The following is a 17,477-nucleotide window of genomic DNA, read 5'->3' on the forward strand; positions in this document are numbered from 1 at the left end:
AAAACTTCAGTTACCTGCAGGTATTCGCTCAGCCTTGACAGTAGACCCACCATGAGCATACCCCTAAACACAGCTTCCCAAGCTGAATACGCGGGTTCGATTCCCGTCATCGGCTCCAGGTCAGAGGGCATTTTCACTCCGACGCTTACGTTTAGACTTACGTGTATCTCGCAAAGTGAGGTCCAGTCCCCTCCGTCGCGAGTCTTCCAAACTAGCTACGCGGGTTCGATTCCCGTCACCCGCTCCAGGTCAGAGACCACACAGGCTCTCGACTACAGCCACGGTTACAGCCAAGGCATTCAAGTACAGCCATCCAGCACCACGCTGGGTGGCTGTACTTGTACATACACGTCGATGGAGAGCGGCATGAGCCTTCGTAATCAGTCGATGTGCTCCAGCGCGGTGTCGGCGAACCACCACCCGTCGCCGAACAACTCCCGCGCCCATGCCGTGGCGTGAGTGAACTCCACCCGGTGCAGTAGGTCGGGCACGCGTTCCTGGGCGATGATCTTCCCAGCCGCCTCGGCGTTCCCTAGTGAGGTCACCCGCACGCGGTCCCCTACCTTGAACTCAGGCATCGGTCCAGTCCTGTCGTACGAGCTTGCTGGGATCGTTGGGTACATACTCGCCAACCGTTTCGGGATGGCTGGTGGAGTTGGTGACGTAGAGGATGGGCCAGTCGGTTCCAGGTACGAAGTCCACGATTCGCCCAGTGTGGTCACCGACAACAGTCCGCACACGATCCCCTACCTTGAACTCAAGCATCGTTCCCCGCCCTCGCCTGTTCCAACCGCCATTCGTGTACGCAGATCATTGCGCCGGTGTGGAGATAGCCCGTGTTGCGGGCGTCGGCGTACACCTGCGCCTCAGCTTGGGCAGGGAACAGCTCCGCATTCAACGGGCAGTCGCGGCCAGACAGGACGTTGACGGAGAACTCGCGAGCCTCCCAGGTCCGATCGCCGTGGTCGGCGACACGAACCTCTGAGAAGGTGTCGGCGGGGTGGGCTTCACGCCGGTGTGCCGGGCGGAAGTTGCGGCATCCCTGCCCGGGAACCACGAGACACTCGTCCTTGAGCTCAGGCGCGCTCACGGCTCGACCTCACCAGAGGTGATGTACACGTCTCCGTCATGGAGGACGACACTCTCGGCTTCGCCGTAGTAGTAGCCGCCCGTAGGTTCAGACCACACGCCCATCTGCGCCCAGTCGATACAGGCGGTGGCATCCTGGGGCATCTGCTGCAGCTTGGCGATCAGTTCGGCTACGGTCATTCTCCTATTGTCCCAGGTTGTGGCCTATTTCTCCGGTGACACACCCACCCTTGCCGGGCAAGCCATTAAGATCCCCACATGGGTCAACTCACAGGCAACACCCGGCAATTCGGAACGTGCGCGTGTGGATCGCAGATCATCAGCCGCGAGGAGCGAACTCAGGTACGCGCTCGGCCCACAGTCTGGGGCCGCGCAGAGTGTCAGTCACCTCCGCTGACCTGCGGAGTGCGCAACGGTGGCAGGGAAAGTCAATGGCTGAGCGCACTCGCGAATGGTCCGGTGCCCACGCTATTCAAGGACATCCAGGAGGGTGACTTTGTGTTTGCCAAGGGCCGCTGGCGGCAGGTCACATCACGTACTGTCACAGAGCTCACCCTTGGCCTCGATCAGGTATCACTGAGTGAGTTGGTGGACGTGAATGCGGAGCGGGAGATTCTGCGTCCGTCCTGAACCAGTCCGTCCAGTCCGCACTTTGATCCGACTTTGGGGACACCAACAGACTGGCGTCTCCCCAAAGTCCTCCACCAGTCGCCGGCATTCGGGCAGTCCGGATCGTAGGGTGGTCGGTAGATGCGGATGCGTGGAGTCATGAGCCTTGGACGCAGCCGCGGGGTGGCGGGGTTCCCCTCAACGCAAAGAAAACGCCCCACCCTCACGAAGAGGATGGGGCGTTCAAGGTTGTCCAAGTTCAGAGCGGGTGTCGCATCATGACGCTCTGCGATCGGGTTCCCAGTGTTTCCTATCAGTGGCCGGCGCATCGCGCTCCGACGATCAGTGTGTGTTCCTGAACCTCACCCGCTCTGAACTTGTGAGATAACAGTAGCATCGACTTCTGTTGCAGCGCAACACATTTCACGAAACCCGTATGATCACCTGGTGACCGATCGGGACGTACTACGCGCCGCAGCCGAAGCCATACGCGCACAGATGCGCCGCCAGCAAGCCGAAATGACACAAGCCACCGACGGCGGATGGACACCACCCGACCCCGACCTACTCGCACTCGCCGTCGAATGCGACGACGTGGTCTACTCCCAGCGCGCCGAGGCCCCGGACCTCACCGACCGGCTCGCCGCGGTACTCGGCGACGCCTGGGAGCCGTGACAGCGGTGTCCCGATTCCGGTTATGGGCGGGGTCAGCCCGACCGACGATCATGTACTGGCCTGTGGTGAAAGTGCTGACGACCTCCACCCACTCCCACTGATCGGTGAGCACGAGGGTCGGCACACCGTCGATGCCGATCGGCGCGGACACGGTGACCGCGTTGGCTGAGGCGTCGATCTTCTTGATAGTGAAGCGATACCCAGCCGATCCGGTGTTCGGCAGTGAGATCGTGAACGCTCCACCACTGGCATCGCACATGTTGAACGGCGCGGTGTTGGTGGTGATGTTGTAGGTACCGGATCGATTGCCGAGCCCGGTACGGAATCCGCCTGTGAGAGCGACCGCCCCCGAGGTCGTGATCGGATACGCACCACCAGCAGTGCGAAGTCCAAGGCTGGACAGGACGGTGCCGAGGTCGTCTGTTGCGGACGGCTTCGTGCCGAGCGCGGACGTGCCGAAGAATCCCACCTCGGCCATCGACTTCGCCCCGGTGATCGTCTGGTCGGTATCGAGCGTGACGCCTGCTGCGCCACCGGATTCGACTTCGGCCCAGTCGGTGCCGTCCCATCGCTGCAACTGGTCGTCGCCCTGGTCGTACTCGACGCCACCTATGCGGGCCGCACCAGTCACGTCGAGGGACACCAGGGCGCGAGTTCCAACGAGATCGCCGGGGCCGTGGACGGTGACCGAGCCCGGCTTGTACTCGCCGCTGCCGTTGACATCGGCGGCGTGTACCGCGTAGGACGTCCCCGCTTCTCCGAATATCTCGATGGTCCCCTGGGTGAGGTCCACGATCACGTCTGACGCGAGGCTCGACACCTCCACGCCCTTGGCTGTGGTGTGAATCTCGGGGTCGATGATGCGTGTACCAGTGCTGCCGCAGCGCGCGAGAACACCGTTGTTGGTGCCGTAGTAGCGCGGTCGTAGAATGCGATACCCGTAGTCGCCCGCGTAGGTGGTGTTGCCGTGTGACCAGCCCGACGAGTCGCCGCCGACCACGGTGTCATCGACCGAGTAGATGTCGCGTGACCGCAGTCCGTGGGTCTGGTAGGACACCCCAGCGGGGCGGTACGACCGGCACGACCGCGACCCACACCGCGCCGACGCCACGTAGTTGGCGACGTGTCGTGTCCCGTAGGCGACGCTACGGGTGAACTCGCCATCGACGCAGTGAGTCATGCGCCCGATGTACCCGTGCCCTGATCCTGTCTGGAATGGGTTTCGCCCCTCGATGTCGATGGTTCGCGGGCGCAGGCACTTGTTGAAGTTGACGATGTGGTTCTCCCACCCCTCGGCGCGCACGTTCTCCACTCGGGGGTCCACGCAGGCGTAGAAGTAGAACAGGTGACCGCCTGAGGTCTCGATGTCCCGGTGTACATGCCGTCGGGGTTGGTGTCGATGATGAGTCCGATGTTCTTGACGACCGGACGGACCGGGGTCGAGATGCGTTGCAGCGTGGGGACCACGGAGAAGTTGGCCTGGTACTGGTGGCTGAGGGGGATGCGGAGGCGCACGGTTCCTGTGGACGGCGTGATCGACTGCACGATGTTGACCTCGCCGCGTCCGACCCACGAGGCGTTCGCGCCAGTGTCCCACCGGGCGACGGGGTATCGGTCACGGACGATGACCAGGTCGTCGGTTGAGAACCCGTTCGATCCTGAGAAAGGGTTCGTGATTACCTCGGTAGCTCCACGGGCGAACCCGAGCTGCTGAGATCAACCTCAGGGCCGACGGTGGACGACCACGAGATAAAGGGGCTGGCCACCGACAGGTCGCCGGAGTCCATCGTTTTCGTCACAACCCGTGCGCCATTGAAGTCGAGCGTGAGTGACTTACCGGTGATCGACAAGGGGTCGAGGCGGTAGGTCTTGGTGGCATCGAAGACGATCGTCGAACCGTCAGGCACGGCAGCGATGAGATCAGTCAACGCGGCGGTGTCATTAGTGCCACTCCCCGAGTTGGCATCACCCCCGGCCCAGTCACCCACGAGACCGTGCTCGCCGACGAAGAACACGCCCCCACGCGCGGAGCATAAGTTTCCTCAGCTACCTCTTGTGTGAGGAAGCCTGTGGTGCCTGCTGCGACACGGGCATCGACCGCGGCACGGGAGGCAGACCCCTCGGCGGTGATCTTCGATGCCACCGCCGAATCCGGTACCGCACCTGCCGTCACGTCCTCCAGGATTTGGGCTGCCTCATCACGGGCCGTGCGGGTCTCGTCCCGCAGGGTGGCGACAGCGTTCACCACGGCTGGGGTGTAGGCGTCGGGGTCGTAGTCCTCGATCAACTCCTGCAGCGTGTGCGAACCTTCTGTCAGGACAACCGAATACCACTTCGACCGGTAATCCTTCGCCCCGAAGATCGCCTTCTGCACCTGGTACGGACCCTCAGGGAGCAACCCGAGTCGTAGAAACCAGGGGCGGACGGGTGCGTGGGCGGGTTGATGGGGATGACGGTGGGCGCCGAGTACACGGTCACCCCAGCGTTGTTGCGGTCCACCGGCACCCGAATCCACAGTTTCGAATCCCGCGGCGGGAACCCCCCATCGGGGAGCTGATACACACCAGTCAAACGTCCGGACATGAACTTCCTTTCGAACAGGAGGGGGGTACCGCAGACGGGCGCCTTATGCGGGGGTGATGTTGATCCAGCAGCCAGACACTGACTGAGGTCCGCCATTCGAGGCATGCCACATGGTGAGTTGGTCGCCTGCGGCGACGGTCAACGACACTGTGCCGGTGAGTCCGACGCTGCCGACGTCGACACCGTTGCGTTGGATTTTGATGTTGCCGTTACCAGTCGCCGACCAGGTGAGGGTGACGTTCCCGGCGCCCTTCACGACGAGCGCATTGTTGGTGACCGTCGCCGGATAGGTGGGGTCAGAGGTGAACCCGGTCACCTGCACATACGGGAGGAACGAGTTCGATACTGACCCGTTCTGCATGCGTTGACGGGTGAACGTGACGAGGGTGGCGGTCGCGGCACTCGATGTTGCAGCACTGTTGGTGCCGGTCAGGGTGTGGCGGGGTCGGGATGTGGCTGTGCCAGTGACAGTCACAGTGTTGGCGGCGGCGAGCTGGGGGCGCAGGTCTGCGGTGTCGGCGACATTAATGGTTTGCAGTGCCGCCAGCGTGTAGCGTGCCCGCGCCGTACCGGTTTGGTCGGCAGCCACCGTTTGAGAAGCGGCTAACGGTACGCGTAGGCCACCCAGTTCGGTGGCCTGCCCCACGGTGGTGGTTTGGGTGGCGGAGATGGTGTGTCGTACCCTCACCACCGCCACAGACGTCACCTCGAACGTTTGGGAGGCATCCGCATTCACCGATCCCACCGATGGCACTGACGATGCTGTCGGCGCCACCACCATGTCTTGTGCTGCATCCAGCTCAATGCGTGGGCGGGTGACGACAGGTTGGGTGATGGTGATGTCTTGTGTGGCGGTCAGGGTGTAGAGAGTTGCCGTCGACGCTGCAGGGGTGACAGTGGTCGCTTGTGTAGCGTCGAGTGTGTAGCGGGCGCGGCCATCGCTGCTGGTGTCGGTGGTGATGGTGTTGGTTGCGGTCAGGGTGTAACGGGCACGCACCACACCCACACCAGCCACCACACCCGAACCGGTACCGGCTATGCCGACACCGAGTTTCCCGGACTGCCCCACCTGGACGGATTGCTCCGCATAGTCCACGCAGAGTCGGGCGTACACCACACCCGCAGCGGTGACGGTGATGGTGTTGCCGGACATCAACCGTTCTTTGGTGCGGGGCCGGCGGGTCCGATAGTGCGGGGCCGTCGGCAACCTCACCCCAGTGTGCCGGGCTTCCGGTACCACCACCCGCGTGTGGGGTGCAGCAGGTAGCACCACACCCACCCGCGGAACCGGTACCGCCGTAAACAGGTAGGGACGGTTGGGGACTGCCGTCACCACCCTGCCTGCCAGAACGATCATCTACGTGATGGTGATCGTGGGGGTGACGTCGATGGTGGCGTTCGCACTGACTGTGGTGGAGGGGATGGACAGTTTGTCCAAATAGGTGCCGGAGGTTTGCGCCGAGTACACGCCGGCCGCGACGACGGTGGTGGCGGGCACGTTGATCGACACCTTCGACCCGGTCATGGAACCCGACGCCGGAGTCCCCCAGGTCGTCTGCTGGCGGGCATACGCGGGGGTACCGCCCGACACCTCGGATGCGCCGGTGCTGCCGGGGTCGGCGGTGTGCAGGGAAATCCACGTTCCCTGCGCTGCATACGCATTGAGCAGGGCGGTTTTCATCGCGTTGGTGGCGAGTGCCATGTCATTCTCCTAGGTTGTAGTTGATGTCGAGGTGGAGGGTTTGTTCGGCGGTGAGGTCGACGTGTTCCCGCCCGTGATCGTCGATCCAATGTCGGGTGCCGTTGTCGTCGGTCCACTCAGACACGGCGGACTGCTTTCCCGTAGTAGAGGGGATATTCCTGGGTGGGGGTTTCGGGCATCGACACCGTGAGCAGGAAGTGGGTGGCCCGCCCGATGATGGGGGCCAGCGTTTCCTGTTGCACCACATAGTCGATGGAGGGTGGTTCCACCACGCCGGGGATGGAGATGATGGGGGTGGTGGCGTTCCGGACGGGGTCGCCTTCGAAAAAGTAGAGGGTCGATGCTGCACCGACCGGCCACGATGTGATGTTGCCGGAGGTGGCGTCGATGGGGTCGAGGGAGAAAACCAGGTCACTGTTCTGGTAGAGGGGGATTTCCGCTTTCGTTCCCTCCCATCCGAGGGTGACGGTGGTCATGGTGTCTCCTGTTCTGTGAGTTCATATCCGAGTGCCGCCAAAGCATCAGCGTGGGTGGCGAGGTCGGGGTTGATGGTCATCGCGAACGACTTCGAGTCAGTCGACAGGATCGGGGTCAAACCGTTGGCGGGGTCACCGTCGTAGTCGATGACCTGGCCACGCTCATCCGACAGGAACACCGACACATCCGGTTTCAGATGCGACCGCGAGACGGGAACCTGCATTCCCATGCTGGTGAGAATCGAAGTCATGTCAGGCACTTCCACCACCAACACCAACAGGAACCCATCCTCCGTGGAGTACAGGTTCGTGATCGGCGGCATATGCGGAAGAGCTTCAGCCACAAGGGTTGCTGGTTTCATACTCATCTCCAGAAGATCCAGATCACACCGGTAGCGCCGATACCGCCAGCGCCGAATGAGCCGGTACCGCCGTTCGAACCACCACCACCGCCACCACCACCGCCGGGATAGCCGCCCGGGCCGCCAGCTCCGCCGCTGTAGTTGAGGAAGCTGACACGGCCACCACCACCACCGCCACCACCACCGGCGCCGCCACACTTCGTTTTGAGTTGCCGGCGACACGTCGCGCCTGCACACCGGGTCACGTCTCGCGCTGGTGGACTGCGGGCGCGGTGCGCCTAGCGGTGGTGGACCCGGTGGTGCAGGCGCGAACGTGCGCCGGCAACTCAAACGAAGTGTGGCGGCGCCGGTGGTGGTGGCGGTGGTGGTGGTGGCCGTGTCAGCTTCCTCAACTACAGCGGCGGAGCTGGCGGCCGGGCGGCTATCCGGCGGTGGTGGTGGCGGTGGTGGTGTTCGAACGGCGGACGGCTCATGGCGCTGGCGGTATCGGCGCTACCGGTGGATCTGGATCTTCTGGAGATGAGTATGAAACCGCACCCTTGTGCTGAGCTCTCCGCATATGCCGCCGATCACGAACCTTACTCCACGGAGGATGGGTTCCTTTGGGTTGGTGGTGAAGTCCTGACATGACTTGCAGGTTCCCGTCTCGCCGGTCGCATCTGAAACCGGATGTGTCGGTGTTCCTGTCGGATGAGCGTGGCCAGGTCATCGACTACGACGGTGACCCGCCAACGGTTTGACCCCGATCCTGTCGACTGACTCGAAGTCGTTCGCGATGACCATCAACCCCGACCTCGCCACCCACGCTGATGCTTTGGCGGCACTCGGATATGAACTCACAGAACAGGAGACACCATGACCACCGTCACCCTCGGATGGGAGGGAACGAAAGCGGAAATCCCCCTCTACCAGAACAGTGACCTGGTTTTCTCCCTCGACCCCATCGACGCCACCTCCGGCAACATCACATCGTGGCCGGTCGGTGCAGCATCGACCCTCTACTTTTTCGAAGGCGACCCCGTCCGGAACGCCACCACCCCCATCATCTCCATCCCCGGCGTGGTGGAACCACCCTCCATCGACTATGTGGTGCAACAGGAAACGCTGGCCCCCATCATCGGGCGGGCCACCCACTTCCTGCTCACGGTGTCGATGCCCGAAACCCCCACCCAGGAATATCCCCTCTACTACGGGAAAGCAGTCCGCCGTGTCTGAGTGGACCGACGACAACGGCACCCGACATTGGATCGACGATCACGGGCGGGAACACGTCGACCTCACCGCCGAACAAACCCTCCACCTCGACATCAACTACAACCTAGGAGAATGACATGGCACTCGCCACCAACGCGATGAAAACCGCCCTGCTCAATGCGTATGCAGCGCAGGGAACGTGGATTTCCCTGCACACCGCCGACCCCGGCAGCACCGGCGCATCCGAGGTGTCGGGCGGTACCCCCGCGTATGCCCGCCAGCAGACGACCTGGGGGACTCCGGCGTCGGGTTCCATGACCGGGTCGAAGGTGTCGATCAACGTGCCCGCCACCACCGTCGTCGCGGCCGGCGTGTACTCGGCGCAAACCTCCGGCACCTATTTGGACAAACTGTCCATCCCCTCCACCACAGTCAGTGCGAACGCCACCATCGACGTCACCCCCACGATCACCATCACGTAGATGATCGTTCTGGCAGGCAGGGTGGTGACGGCAGTCCCCAACCGTCCCTACCTGTTTACGGCGGTACCGGTTCCGCGGGTGGGTGTGGTGCTACCTGCTGCACCCCACACGCGGGTGGTGGTACCGGAAGCCCGGCACACTGGGGTGAGGTTGCCGACGGCCCCGCACTATCGGACCCGCCGGCCCCGCACCAAAGAACGGTTGATGTCCGGCAACACCATCACCGTCACCGCTGCGGGTGTGGTGTACGCCCGACTCTGCGTGGACTATGCGGAGCAATCCGTCCAGGTGGGGCAGTCCGGGAAACTCGGTGTCGGCATAGCCGGTACCGGTTCGGGTGTGGTGGCTGGTGTGGGTGTGGTGCGTGCCCGTTACACCCTGACCGCAACCAACACCATCACCACCGACACCAGCAGCGATGGCCGCGCCCGCTACACACTCGACGCTACACAAGCGACCACTGTCACCCCTGCAGCGTCGACGGCAACTCTCTACACCCTGACCGCCACACAAGACATCACCATCACCCAACCTGTCGTCACCCGCCCACGCATTGAGCTGGATGCAGCACAAGACATGGTGGTGGCGCCGACAGCATCGTCAGTGCCATCGGTGGGATCGGTGAATGCGGATGCCTCCCAAACGTTCGAGGTGACGTCTGTGGCGGTGGTGAGGGTACGACACACCATCTCCGCCACCCAAACCACCACCGTGGGGCAGGCCACCGAACTGGGTGGCCTACGCGTACCGTTAGCCGCTTCTCAAACGGTGGCTGCCGACCAAACCGGTACGGCGCGGGCACGCTACACGCTGGCGGCACTGCAAACCATTAATGTCGCCGACACCGCAGACCTGCGCCCCCAGCTCGCCGCCGCCAACACTGTGACTGTCACTGGCACAGCCACATCCCGACCCCGCCACACCCTGACCGGCACCAACAGTGCTGCAACATCGAGTGCCGCGACCGCCACCCTCGTCACGTTCACCCGTCAACGCATGCAGAACGGGTCAGTATCGAACTCGTTCCTCCCGTATGTGCAGGTGACCGGGTTCACCTCTGACCCCACCTATCCGGCGACGGTCACCAACAATGCGCTCGTCGTGAAGGGCGCCGGGAACGTCACCCTCACCTGGTCGGCGACTGGTAACGGCAACATCAAAATCCAACGCAACGGTGTCGACGTCGGCAGCGTCGGACTCACCGGCACAGTGTCGTTGACCGTCGCCGCAGGCGACCAACTCACCATGTGGCATGCCTCGAATGGCGGACCTCAGTCAGTGTCTGGCTGCTGGATCAACATCACCCCCGCATAAGGCGCCCGTCTGCGGTACCCCCCCTCCTGTTCGAAAGGAAGTTCATGTCCGGACGTTTGACTGGTGTGTATCAGCTCCCCGATGGGGGGTTCCCGCCGCGGGATTCGAAACTGTGGATTCGGGTGCCGGTGGACCGCAACAACGCTGGGGTGACCGTGTACTCGGCGCCCACCGTCATCCCCATCAACCCGCCACGCACCCGTCCGCCCCTGGTTTCTACGACTCGGGGTTGCTCCCTGAGGGTCCGTACCAGGTGCAGAAGGCGATCTTCGGGGCGAAGGATTACCGGTCGAAGTGGTATTCGGTTGTCCTGACAGAAGGTTCGCACACGCTGCAGGAGTTGATCGAGGACTACGACCCCGACGCCTACACCCCAGCCGTGGTGAACGCTGTCGCCACCCTGCGGGACGAGACCCGCACGGCCCGTGATGAGGCAGCCCAAATCCTGGAGGACGTGACGGCAGGTGCGGTACCGGATTCGGCGGTGGCATCGAAGATCACCGCCGAGGGGTCTGCCTCCCGTGCCGCGGTCGATGCCCGTGTCGCAGCAGGCACCACAGGCTTCCTCACACAAGAGGTAGCTGAGGAAACTTATGCTCCGCGCGTGGGGGGCGTGTTCTTCGTCGGCGAGCACGGTCTCGTGGGTGACTGGGCCGGGGTGATGCCAACTCGGGGAGTGGCACTAATGACACCGCCGCGTTGACTGATCTCATCGCTGCCGTGCCTGACGGTTCGACGATCGTCTTCGATGCCACCAAGACCTACCGCCTCGACCCCTTGTCGATCACCGGTAAGTCACTCACGCTCGACTTCAATGGCGCACGGGTTGTGACGAAAACGATGGACTCCGGCGACCTGTCGGTGGCCAGCCCCTTTATCTCGTGGTCGTCCACCGTCGGCCCTGAGGTTGATCTCAGCAGCTCGGGGTTCGCCCGTGGAGCTACCGAGGTAATCACGAACCCTTTCTCAGGATCGAACGGGTTCTCAACCGACGACCTGGTCATCGTCCGTGACCGATACCCCGTCGCCCGGTGGGACACTGGCGCGAACGCCTCGTGGGTCGGACGCGGCGAGGTCAACATCGTGCAGTCGATCACGCCGTCCACAGGAACCGTGCGCCTCCGCATCCCCCTCAGCCACCAGTACCAGGCCAACTTCTCCGTGGTCCCCACGCTGCAACGCATCTCGACCCCGGTCCGTCCGGTCGTCAAGAACATCGGACTCATCATCGACACCAACCCCGACGGCATGTACACCGGGGACATCGAGACCTCAGGCGGTCACCTGTTCTACTTCTACGCCTGCGTGGACCCCCGAGTGGAGAACGTGCGCGCCGAGGGGTGGGAGAACCACATCGTCAACTTCAACAAGTGCCTGCGCCCGCGAACCATCGACATCGAGGGGCGAAACCCATTCCAGACAGGATCAGGGCACGGGTACATCGGGCGCATGACTCACTGCGTCGATGGCGAGTTCACCCGTAGCGTCGCCTACGGGACACGACACGTCGCCAACTACGTGGCGTCGGCGCGGTGTGGGTCGCGGTCGTGCCGGTCGTACCGCCCCGCTGGGGTGTCCTACCAGACCCACGGACTGCGGTCACGCGACATCTACTCGGTCGATGACACCGTGGTCGGCGGCGACTCGTCGGGCTGGTCACACGGCAACACCACCTACGCGGGCGACTACGGGTATCGCATTCTACGACCGCGCTACTACGGCACCAACAACGGTGTTCTCGCGCGCTGCGGCAGCACTGGTACACGCATCATCGACCCCGAGATTCACACCACAGCCAAGGGCGTGGAGGTGTCGAGCCTCGCGTCAGACGTGATCGTGGACCTCACCCAGGGGACCATCGAGATATTCGGAGAAGCGGGGACGTCCTACGCGGTACACGCCGCCGATGTCAACGGCAGCGGCGAGTACAAGCCGGGCTCGGTCACCGTCCACGGCCCCGGCGATCTCGTTGGAACTCGCGCCCTGGTGTCCCTCGACGTGACTGGTGCGGCCCGCATAGGTGGCGTCGAGTACGACCAGGGCGACGACCAGTTGCAGCGATGGGACGGCACCGACTGGGCCGAAGTCGAATCCGGTGGCGCAGCAGGCGTCACGCTCGATACCGACCAGACGATCACCGGGGCGAAGTCGATGGCCGAGGTGGGATTCTTCGGCACGTCCGCGCTCGGCACGAAGCCGTCCGCAACAGACGACCTCGGCACCGTCCTGTCCAGCCTTGGACTTCGCACTGCTGGTGGTGCGTATCCGATCACGACCTCGGGGGCGGTCGCTCTCACAGGCGGATTCCGTACCGGGCTCGGCAATCGATCCGGTACCTACAACATCACCACCAACACCGCGCCGTTCAACATGTGCGATGCCAGTGGTGGAGCGTTCACGATCTCACTGCCGAACACCGGATCGGCTGGGTATCGCTTCACTATCAAGAAGATCGACGCCTCAGCCAACGCGGTCACCGTGTCCGCGCCGATCGGCATCGACGGTGTGCCGACCCTCGTGCTCACCGATCAGTGGGAGTGGGTGGAGGTCGTCAGCACTTTCACCACAGGCCAGTACATGATCGTCGGTCGGGGCTGACCCCCGCCCATAACCGGAATCGGGACACCGCTGTCACGGCTCCCAGGCGTCGCCGAGTACCGCGGCGAGCCGGTCGGTGAGGTCCGGGGCCTCGGCGCGCTGGGAGTAGACCACGTCGTCGCATTCGACGGCGAGTGCGAGTAGGTCGGGGTCGGGTGGTGTCCATCCGCCGTCGGTGGCTTGTGTCATTTCGGCTTGCTGGCGGCGCATCTGTGCGCGTATGGCTTCGGCTGCGGCGCGTAGTACGTCCCGATCGGTCACCAGGTGATCATACGGGTTTCGTGAAATGTGTTGCGCTGCAACAGAAGTCGATGCTACTGTTATCTCACAAGTTCAGAGCGGGTGAGGTTCAGGAACACACACTGATCGTCGGAGCGCGATGCGCCGGCCACTGATAGGAAACACTGGGAACCCGATCGCAGAGCGTCATGATGCGACACCCGCTCTGAACTTGGACAACCTTGAACGCCCCATCCTCTTCGTGAGGGTGGGGCGTTTTCTTTGCGTTGAGGGGAACCCCGCCACCCCGCGGCTGCGTCCAAGGCTCATGACTCCACGCATCCGCATCTACCGACCACCCTACGATCCGGACTGCCCCGAATGCCGGCGACTGGTGGAGGACTTTGGGGGAGACGCCAGTCTGTTGGTGTCCCCAAAGTCGGATCAAAGTGCGGACTGGACGGACTGGTTCAGGACGGACGCAGAATCTCCCGCTCCGCATTCACGTCCACCAACTCACTCAGTGATACCTGATCGAGGCCAAGGGTGAGCTCTGTGACAGTACGTGATGTGACCTGCCGCCAGCGGCCCTTGGCAAACACAAAGTCACCCTCCTGGATGTCCTTGAATAGCGTGGGCACCGGACCATTCGCGAGTGCGCTCAGCCATTGACTTTCCCTGCCACCGTTGCGCACTCCGCAGGTCAGCGGAGGTGACTGACACTCTGCGCGGCCCCAGACTGTGGGCCGAGCGCGTACCTGAGTTCGCTCCTCGCGGCTGATGATCTGCGATCCACACGCGCACGTTCCGAATTGCCGGGTGTTGCCTGTGAGTTGACCCATGTGGGGATCTTAATGGCTTGCCCGGCAAGGGTGGGTGTGTCACCGGAGAAATAGGCCACAACCTGGGACAATAGGAGAATGACCGTAGCCGAACTGATCGCCAAGCTGCAGCAGATGCCCCAGGATGCCACCGCCTGTATCGACTGGGCGCAGATGGGCGTGTGGTCTGAACCTACGGGCGGCTACTACTACGGCGAAGCCGAGAGTGTCGTCCTCCATGACGGAGACGTGTACATCACCTCTGGTGAGGTCGAGCCGTGAGCGCGCCTGAGCTCAAGGACGAGTGTCTCGTGGTTCCCGGGCAGGGATGCCGCAACTTCCGCCCGGCACACCGGCGTGAAGCCCACCCCGCCGACACCTTCTCAGAGGTTCGTGTCGCCGACCACGGCGATCGGACCTGGGAGGCTCGCGAGTTCTCCGTCAACGTCCTGTCTGGCCGCGACTGCCCGTTGAATGCGGAGCTGTTCCCTGCCCAAGCTGAGGCGCAGGTGTACGCCGACGCCCGCAACACGGGCTATCTCCACACCGGCGCAATGATCTGCGTACACGAATGGCGGTTGGAACAGGCGAGGGCGGGGAACGATGCTTGAGTTCAAGGTAGGGGATCGTGTGCGGACTGTTGTCGGTGACCACACTGGGCGAATCGTGGACTTCGTACCTGGAACCGACTGGCCCATCCTCTACGTCACCAACTCCACCAGCCATCCCGAAACGGTTGGCGAGTATGTACCCAACGATCCCAGCAAGCTCGTACGACAGGACTGGACCGATGCCTGAGTTCAAGGTAGGGGACCGCGTGCGGGTGACCTCACTAGGGAACGCCGAGGCGGCTGGGAAGATCATCGCCCAGGAACGCGTGCCCGACCTACTGCACCGGGTGGAGTTCACTCACGCCACGGCATGGGCGCGGGAGTTGTTCGGCGACGGGTGGTGGTTCGCCGACACCGCGCTGGAGCACATCGACTGATTACGAAGGCTCATGCCGCTCTCCATCGACGTGTATGTACAAGTACAGCCACCCAGCGTGGTGCTGGATGGCTGTACTTGAATGCCTTGGCTGTAACCGTGGCTGTAGTCGAGAGCCTGTGTGGTCTCTGACCTGGAGCGGGTGACGGGAATCGAACCCGCGTAGCTAGTTTGGAAGACTCGCGACGGAGGGGACTGGACCTCACTTTGCGAGATACACGTAAGTCTAAACGTAAGCGTCGGAGTGAAAATGCCCTCTGACCTGGAGCCGATGACGGGAATCGAACCCGCGTATTCAGCTTGGGAAGCTGATGTTCTGCCATTGAACTACATCGGCGTGCGAGCGCTGGGCTCGCGATCGAAAGCCTAGCAAACCGGCGTCCGGGTCTTCGCGAGCGGCGCGAAAAATCTTCCCGGATGGGGTTGCGCACCTGCGAGGACGCACGTACACTCGAACATAGTTTCGAGTAAAGCCATGATGACGGGGGTTTAATCATGGCTTTAGGCGAGCCATCTGCATCACAACCACTTCTTCTCGACCAGTACGAGCGTCTACACGCGCTGCTGGACGAGATCAGTGAGACGGCGTCCACGGACTGTTCCGATACAGACCTGCTCAAGGTCGCGATGGAGCACGAACGCGCCGAGCGTCGCATGCTCACGTCGTTCGCCGCCCACATCATCGATATCGACGAACGCTCCGCATACCGGAAAGCCGGCAGTCAGACCGTCACCAACTTCGTCACCAGCGTGCTCAACCGCAGCGGGGAGGCCAATCGGCTGCTGAACCGCGTGTGGGCGATCGGCAAGTTCCCCGACATGCAGGGCGAGGTGCTCGAGCCGCGATTCCCGGAGACCGCCAAAGGTGTTGCCGAAGGCGAGATCTCGGGGAGGAACGTCGACGTCATCGTCGAGGTGATGAAGAAGATCCCGGTCGCCGTGGACCCGGCCGACCGCGAAGCCGCCGAGGCGACGCTTGCCCACTACGCGAGCGACTACGACCCGTCCTCGCTGCGCCAGCTCGGCACACGCATCCTCGCCCACCTCGACCCCGACGGGACACTGACCGACGACCGCGATCGCGCCCGAATGCGCGGCATGCGCCTCGGTCCGCAGGACGCACAGCTGATGTCCAAGCTGACCGCCGATCTCGACCCGAAGACCCGGGCGATGCTCGACGTCGTACTGGCGGTGTGGGCAGCGCCGGGCATGAACAACCCCGACGACCCGGAGTCACCCGTCGGAGACCCCGGCAGTGCTGATCCCGATGCCCTCGCGGCCGCTGCCGAACGCGACAACCGGTCGGCCGCGAAACGCAACCACGACGCCTTCTCCGCGTTGCTCCGGTACGCGCTCGACAGCGGCGCGCTCGGCGGTTCCCACCACGGGCTGCCACCACACCTCATCGTCACGATCACCGAATCGGCCCTCCGCGAGCGGGCCGGGGCTCCCGCGCGCACCGCAACGGGCACCCTGCTTCCGATCAAGGACGCCGTCGAACTCGCCGCAGAGTCGCAGCAGTACCTCGAGGTGTTCCGCGACCACACCAGCGAGGTCCTCTACCTCGGACGAGCCAAGCGCCTGGCATCCCGGGCCCAGCGGATCGCCGCGGTGGGTCGCGATGGTGGCTGCACGTGTCCTCGCTGCACGCGGTCGTCCTTCGACTCCGAACTGCACCACGTGGCCGAATGGACAGCCGACGACGGCCCCACCGACATCGACAACATGACCACCGCATGCGGACCGCACAACCGTGCGGTCGGCCCCGGCGACGACCAGTGGGCCACCACGATCGCCACCGATGGGGTCGACGCAGGTCGCGTCGTCTGGCGCCCACCGACGTCGCACCCGGATCAGACCCGAAGGTCAATCACGCCAACCGCACGACGAGGTCCTCAACCGCATGCGAGCCGACGCCCGACGACGCCGGTCGGGTGGCCACGGGGGAGCCGAATCGTCCGGGCGGACGGATACCGGCGCAGATCCACCCTGACCATTCGATAACCTCGACACCGTGCTGCTCTCCGACCGCGACATCCGCTCCGAGATCGCTGACGGGCGCCTCGCCATCGATCCATTCGATCCTGCGCTCGTCCAGCCCTCCAGCGTCGACGTCCGGCTCGACAGTCTGTTCCGCGTGTTCAACAACACCCGGTACACCACATCGACCCGGCCCAACGCCAAGACGAACTCACCACCCTCGTCGAACCCACCGAGGGTGAGCCTTTCGTGCTGCACCCGGGTGAATTCGTGCTGGGCTCCACCCTCGAGGTGTGCAGCCTGCCCGACGACCTCGCCGGACGCCTCGAAGGAAAGTCCTCACTCGGCCGCCTCGTCTCCTGACACACTCGACGGCCGGCTTCATC

General features: G+C 63.5%; 25 protein-coding genes, 1 tRNA gene and 1 pseudogene. 13 read left to right on the top strand and 14 right to left on the bottom strand.

The window, feature by feature from the left end:
- Nucleotides 1–380 precede the first annotated feature (380 nt).
- From BLU62_RS05170 to BLU62_RS05180, 4 genes are read right to left on the bottom strand one after another with little or no spacing between them, the layout of a single operon-like run.
- Nucleotides 381–578, bottom strand: coding sequence for a hypothetical protein (locus BLU62_RS05170; protein ID WP_074848010.1), 198 nt, complete (start codon nt 576–578; stop codon nt 381–383).
- The gene (locus tag BLU62_RS34345) at nt 571–702 is read right to left on the bottom strand and encodes a hypothetical protein (protein ID WP_280141505.1); all 132 of its coding nucleotides are present in this window, start codon (nt 700–702) and stop codon (nt 571–573) included. The genes BLU62_RS05170 and BLU62_RS34345 overlap by 8 nt, the downstream gene beginning before the upstream one ends.
- 55 nt (nt 703–757) lie before the next feature.
- Complete coding sequence (locus BLU62_RS05175) at nt 758–1,090, bottom strand: hypothetical protein (protein WP_074848012.1); 333 nt, start codon at nt 1,088–1,090, stop codon at nt 758–760.
- Nucleotides 1,087–1,269 carry a hypothetical protein gene (locus BLU62_RS05180; RefSeq protein WP_074848014.1) on the bottom strand — a complete coding sequence of 61 codons (183 nt, stop codon included), beginning with the start codon at nt 1,267–1,269 and terminating at the stop codon, nt 1,087–1,089. The genes BLU62_RS05175 and BLU62_RS05180 overlap by 4 nt, the downstream gene beginning before the upstream one ends.
- Before the next feature lie 876 nt (nt 1,270–2,145).
- On the opposite strand from BLU62_RS05180, the gene BLU62_RS32450 reads away from it, so the two are divergent.
- Nucleotides 2,146–2,373: a hypothetical protein gene (locus BLU62_RS32450; protein ID WP_074848029.1), complete on the top strand. Its 228-nt coding sequence runs from the start codon at nt 2,146–2,148 to the stop codon at nt 2,371–2,373.
- Here the strand turns inward: BLU62_RS32450 and BLU62_RS05185 are convergent.
- From BLU62_RS05185 to BLU62_RS05215, 8 genes are all read right to left on the bottom strand, one after another.
- On the bottom strand, nt 2,327–3,685 hold the full coding sequence (locus tag BLU62_RS05185; RefSeq protein ID WP_074848481.1) for a hypothetical protein: 1,359 nt from the start codon (nt 3,683–3,685) through the stop codon (nt 2,327–2,329). The two genes, BLU62_RS32450 and BLU62_RS05185, sit on opposite strands and share 47 nt — an antisense overlap.
- Before the next feature lie 364 nt (nt 3,686–4,049).
- Nucleotides 4,050–4,280 (bottom strand): hypothetical protein, encoded by a 231-nt coding sequence (locus tag BLU62_RS32455; RefSeq protein ID WP_139180010.1) that lies wholly within the window; start codon nt 4,278–4,280, stop codon nt 4,050–4,052.
- A 17-nt stretch (nt 4,281–4,297) separates the two neighbouring features.
- The gene (locus tag BLU62_RS05195) at nt 4,298–4,888 is read right to left on the bottom strand and encodes a hypothetical protein (protein ID WP_139180011.1); all 591 of its coding nucleotides are present in this window, start codon (nt 4,886–4,888) and stop codon (nt 4,298–4,300) included.
- 111 nt (nt 4,889–4,999) lie between these two features.
- Entirely contained in the window at nt 5,000–6,109 is a 1,110-nt protein-coding gene (locus BLU62_RS05200) for a hypothetical protein (RefSeq protein ID WP_074847995.1), read from the bottom strand.
- Nucleotides 6,110–6,313: 204 nt separating this feature from the next.
- The gene (locus BLU62_RS05205; RefSeq protein WP_074847993.1) at nt 6,314–6,658 is read right to left on the bottom strand and encodes a phage tail fiber protein; all 345 of its coding nucleotides are present in this window, start codon (nt 6,656–6,658) and stop codon (nt 6,314–6,316) included.
- Between the two features lies 1 nt (nt 6,659).
- Nucleotides 6,660–6,782, bottom strand: coding sequence for a hypothetical protein (locus BLU62_RS34350; RefSeq protein WP_280141504.1), 123 nt, complete (start codon nt 6,780–6,782; stop codon nt 6,660–6,662).
- Nucleotides 6,775–7,134: an LtfC-like domain-containing protein gene (locus BLU62_RS05210; RefSeq protein WP_074847991.1), complete on the bottom strand. Its 360-nt coding sequence runs from the start codon at nt 7,132–7,134 to the stop codon at nt 6,775–6,777. The genes BLU62_RS34350 and BLU62_RS05210 overlap by 8 nt, the downstream gene beginning before the upstream one ends.
- On the bottom strand, nt 7,131–7,502 hold the full coding sequence (locus BLU62_RS05215) for a DUF7572 family protein (RefSeq protein ID WP_425284530.1): 372 nt from the start codon (nt 7,500–7,502) through the stop codon (nt 7,131–7,133). Before BLU62_RS05215 ends, BLU62_RS05210 begins: the two co-directional genes overlap by 4 nt.
- An 849-nt stretch (nt 7,503–8,351) precedes the next feature.
- Between BLU62_RS05215 and BLU62_RS05220 the strand changes: the two genes are divergently transcribed.
- From BLU62_RS05220 to BLU62_RS05240, 6 genes are all read left to right on the top strand, one after another.
- Entirely contained in the window at nt 8,352–8,711 is a 360-nt protein-coding gene (locus BLU62_RS05220; protein ID WP_074847991.1) for an LtfC-like domain-containing protein, read from the top strand.
- Entirely contained in the window at nt 8,704–8,826 is a 123-nt protein-coding gene (locus BLU62_RS34355; protein ID WP_280141504.1) for a hypothetical protein, read from the top strand. Before BLU62_RS05220 ends, BLU62_RS34355 begins: the two co-directional genes overlap by 8 nt.
- Before the next feature lies 1 nt (nt 8,827).
- Nucleotides 8,828–9,172, top strand: coding sequence for a phage tail fiber protein (locus BLU62_RS05225; RefSeq protein WP_074847993.1), 345 nt, complete (start codon nt 8,828–8,830; stop codon nt 9,170–9,172).
- A gap of 204 nt (nt 9,173–9,376) precedes the next feature.
- Nucleotides 9,377–10,486, top strand: coding sequence for a hypothetical protein (locus BLU62_RS05230; protein WP_074847995.1), 1,110 nt, complete (start codon nt 9,377–9,379; stop codon nt 10,484–10,486).
- Between the two features lie 112 nt (nt 10,487–10,598).
- Entirely contained in the window at nt 10,599–11,189 is a 591-nt protein-coding gene (locus tag BLU62_RS05235; protein ID WP_139180012.1) for a hypothetical protein, read from the top strand.
- 17 nt (nt 11,190–11,206) lie between these two features.
- Nucleotides 11,207–13,084, top strand: coding sequence for a hypothetical protein (locus tag BLU62_RS05240; protein ID WP_139180013.1), 1,878 nt, complete (start codon nt 11,207–11,209; stop codon nt 13,082–13,084).
- 33 nt (nt 13,085–13,117) lie between these two features.
- Here the strand turns inward: BLU62_RS05240 and BLU62_RS05245 are convergent, their stop codons facing one another.
- Nucleotides 13,118–13,345 (bottom strand): hypothetical protein, encoded by a 228-nt coding sequence (locus BLU62_RS05245; RefSeq protein WP_074848029.1) that lies wholly within the window; start codon nt 13,343–13,345, stop codon nt 13,118–13,120.
- A gap of 878 nt (nt 13,346–14,223) precedes the next feature.
- Here BLU62_RS05245 and BLU62_RS05250 point away from each other — a divergent pair.
- From BLU62_RS05250 to BLU62_RS05260, 4 genes are read left to right on the top strand one after another with little or no spacing between them, the layout of a single operon-like run.
- Nucleotides 14,224–14,406 (top strand): hypothetical protein, encoded by a 183-nt coding sequence (locus BLU62_RS05250; RefSeq protein ID WP_074848014.1) that lies wholly within the window; start codon nt 14,224–14,226, stop codon nt 14,404–14,406.
- Entirely contained in the window at nt 14,403–14,735 is a 333-nt protein-coding gene (locus tag BLU62_RS05255) for a hypothetical protein (RefSeq protein ID WP_074848012.1), read from the top strand. The genes BLU62_RS05250 and BLU62_RS05255 overlap by 4 nt, the downstream gene beginning before the upstream one ends.
- A 55-nt stretch (nt 14,736–14,790) precedes the next feature.
- Nucleotides 14,791–14,922: a hypothetical protein gene (locus BLU62_RS34360; protein ID WP_280141505.1), complete on the top strand. Its 132-nt coding sequence runs from the start codon at nt 14,791–14,793 to the stop codon at nt 14,920–14,922.
- Entirely contained in the window at nt 14,915–15,112 is a 198-nt protein-coding gene (locus BLU62_RS05260) for a hypothetical protein (RefSeq protein ID WP_074848010.1), read from the top strand. The genes BLU62_RS34360 and BLU62_RS05260 overlap by 8 nt, the downstream gene beginning before the upstream one ends.
- A 262-nt stretch (nt 15,113–15,374) precedes the next feature.
- On the opposite strand, the gene BLU62_RS05265 is transcribed toward BLU62_RS05260, so the two are convergent.
- Nucleotides 15,375–15,448: transfer RNA gene (locus tag BLU62_RS05265), tRNA-Gly, on the bottom strand.
- A 158-nt stretch (nt 15,449–15,606) separates the two neighbouring features.
- Between BLU62_RS05265 and BLU62_RS05270 the strand changes: the two genes are divergently transcribed.
- Both BLU62_RS05270 and dcd read left to right on the top strand, forming a co-directional pair.
- Nucleotides 15,607–17,115: an HNH endonuclease gene (locus tag BLU62_RS05270; RefSeq protein WP_244278073.1), complete on the top strand. Its 1,509-nt coding sequence runs from the start codon at nt 15,607–15,609 to the stop codon at nt 17,113–17,115.
- A gap of 10 nt (nt 17,116–17,125) precedes the next feature.
- A pseudogene (dcd, locus tag BLU62_RS05275) lies at nt 17,126–17,477 on the top strand (dCTP deaminase); the annotation flags it as partial.

Origin of the sequence: Gordonia westfalica (genome assembly GCF_900105725.1) — a bacterium.
GTDB lineage: Bacteria > Actinomycetota > Actinomycetes > Mycobacteriales > Mycobacteriaceae > Gordonia > Gordonia westfalica.